The organism is Xanthovirga aplysinae, from assembly GCF_009711365.1.
Lineage (GTDB): Bacteria > Bacteroidota > Bacteroidia > Cytophagales > Cyclobacteriaceae > Xanthovirga > Xanthovirga aplysinae.
This window is the reverse complement of the sequence record NZ_SMMB01000652.1, coordinates 1-3,003: the sequence shown is the minus strand read 5'-3', so window position 1 is coordinate 3,003 and position 3,003 is coordinate 1. Positions and strand designations below refer to the sequence as shown.

Sequence of the window (3,003 nt, the reverse complement as noted above, 5' to 3'; positions counted from 1 at the left end):
ATAAAGAAACGAATTGAAGAAATTATTCATCGGATTGGAGAGGGACTGGTGGATAGACGAGAATTGGTGGGGATGGTGCTTTTAAGTGCTGTTGCCGGAGAAAGCATTTTTATGCTTGGGCCTCCGGGGGTAGGCAAGAGTATGGTGGCTCGTCGAGTAAAATTTGCCTTTAAAGAAGGTTCTTCTTTTGAATACCTGATGAATAGATTTAGTACACCGGATGAAATATTTGGTCCTATCTCCATTAGCCGCCTAAGCAAAGAGGATAAATATGAACGTTTGACGGAAAATTATTTGCCGGGTGCTTCGGTTGTTTTCCTGGATGAAATATGGAAGGCGGGTCCATCTATACAAAATGCCTTACTTACGGTAATCAATGAAAAGTTGTATCGTAATGGAGAACAGGAGGTAAAGGTGAAATTGCAAGGCCTAGTAGGGGCATCCAATGAATTGCCTGCCAAAGACGAGGGGCTGGAGGCCCTATGGGATCGTTTTTTGGTGCGTTATTATGTGGACCGTATCATGAATGAAGAACATTTTTATCGCATGATTACTTCCACTCCTTCCGATAAAGTAAGCATTGACCCCGGAATGACCATTTCTGAATCTGAAATTGAGGCTTGGAGCAAAGATATTGATAAAGTAACTGTTCCTGAGGAGGTGTTATTTGTCATATCTACAGTTCGAAAGCTCATTGAACAACACAATGAGCACCTTACTGCCGAAGGAAAGGAGAAGGAAATACTGTATGTTTCAGATCGTCGATGGAGAAAAATAATACGCCTATTGCGAACTTCCGCCTTTTTGAATGGTCATAAAAAAGTGGATATGATGGACTGTTTTATCATTTCATTTTGCATCTGGAGTACTCCAGAACAAATAGACCAGGTAAGGCGATGGGTGGGGCAGGCAATTTGTGAATATGGTTTAGATCATTCCTACCATATTTCTGCCGTAGAAGATCAAATTAATGCTTTTAAACAAGAGGCTTTATCGGGAGCCCAAGAAGAAAAATTGATACAGGTAGAGCAACCTGTTTTGGTGGACGATCAGTATTATTTATTGACTGAATTTTCTGAGTCGCATAAATATATTCGGAAGAAGGATTTTGAGAAATTAAAAGGTAAGGTTACTGAATGTCCCCTTTATACTTCCTGGGGGGATAGCAAATATTATCATTTGGCAAGGCTCTCTGATTGTGAAGTTGAAGTATCCTTTGAAAACGGATATCAGTATTTTAAGTTAAAATCCCGTCAGGAGCAGCAGCTCAGAACGGTTCCGAAAAGGCCTTCAGATGAGGTTTTTGATAAATTGAACCAATTGAGTGAAGACATATTACGATACCTTAATGAAACGGCCTCCAGTATAGAAAAGCAGCGACTGCGTTTCAGGAATCATTTGGATGATCATCTTTTTGTGAGTGCTGAAAACCATCATTTAATTGAGAATGGACTGAACGAGTTGTTAAGGCGTATTCTTCATGGAAAATTAAATGTAGAGCAAATAAAAGGGCAATACACCTATGCTGTATGAAAATAATTGAGTCAAATGGTGTTTTTGAGCGATTTATCCTTTTTGGTAAATGGGGGGATCGAAATTTGAGAGAAGAAATTAGTGCCTATCTAACAGATGCTGTGGAAGGAACTGATTCTTTTCAAAATAATAGGGAGTATTCCCCAAATTTAAAGCCCTATTTTTTGCTCATAGATAATCTTTTGGCTACTCCTGGTCTTCGGCAAATACTTTCAGAATCACCTCAGGTAAAAATAAATTTTTGTGAGGAAGTGGTTAATCACCTCAATATTTTGGGAGACCAGTTGCTAAAAGAAAATTGGTCTGAAAAAAAATTAGGTGAGCTTTCTTCTGCTATTGAACCTCTTCCGAAAAGTGCTTTGAAAAGATTCTTTCAAAAGGTTTTTCGGAAGATTAAGTTGGGAGTAAGACGGTTGTTTGGCCAAAATATTTTGACCATAATGCTTCAGCAACAGGCCTACACGAAAAAGCTTCAAAAGAAAACTGCTCAATTCGAACAAATAAAGGCACTTTTATCTCCTTTTAGTGATCATCATGATTTATGGGGAGTGGCCGAGGGGCATTGGCAGGATTCTGGTTTCCAGGTACTGGAGTATTATGATGAGTTGATGAAAAACCGAAAAGAGATAGAGGAGCTGGCCGAACTTTTTGGAAAGTACCGATCTGCTGAAGCTGAATTTGAGAGGAAAATTTTACAGCAGGTGCGTTTGTCTCCTTACCGTAAAACTTACAATCACGGGAAGGAAGATTTAGTTGGTTTACATGAAAGTGATGATGTGGCCCATTTATTACCCTCAGAAGCCGCTTTATTGGGAGAAGAAGATACGGAAATTCTTTTTTATAAAAAGTTTGTAGAAAAGAAACTTCAAGCTTTTGAGTTAAAGGGGAGGGACGTTGTAAAACGAAAGGAGCGTTTCCAGGAAGAGAAAAGTAAAGAAAAACCTATAGATAAGGGACCATTAATCATTTGTGTGGATACTTCTGCATCCATGCTGGGTGAAGCAGAAAGAATGGCAAAGACCCTGTCATTGGCTTTATTAAGATTGGCTTTGAAGGAGGAGCGCAAATGTTACCTAATTGCTTTCTCAAAAAAGATTCAAACCTTGGAAATGAGTGAGCTTAAGGCCTCTCTTCCGGCTCTAATGAAATTTTTGAGTTTGTCCTTTTTGGGAGGTACCGATGCCACTCCTGCTTTGGAAGAGGCCGTGCGTAAATTTTATGAGGAGGATTTTCAAAAGGCGGACTTACTTTTTATTTCTGATGGTAAAATACCACCTATCAACCAACAAACGCTTTCCCGAATTCGACTCTGCAAAGAAAAAGGAAACGCTTTTTTTAGTTTGGTAATCGGTCGAAAGCCTTCACTTTCCCTATTTAAGGATTTTACAGACAGCTGGAGTTATCATACTTTTGATAATGACGGATTGAAGGAAATAGTGGAGAAGTTGAGGCGTCTGCAAAGAGTATTTT

Annotated in this window: 2 protein-coding genes; both read left to right on the top strand. The window is 39.2% G+C overall.

The features are described from left to right. A partial coding sequence (locus E1171_RS03735; protein ID WP_155204225.1) for an AAA family ATPase occupies positions 1–1,533 on the top strand: 1,533 nt, incomplete at its 5' end. Then, on the top strand, positions 1,530–3,003 hold a 1,474-nt coding region (locus E1171_RS03730; RefSeq protein WP_222931375.1), incomplete at its 3' end, for a VWA domain-containing protein. The genes E1171_RS03735 and E1171_RS03730, both read left to right, overlap by 4 nt.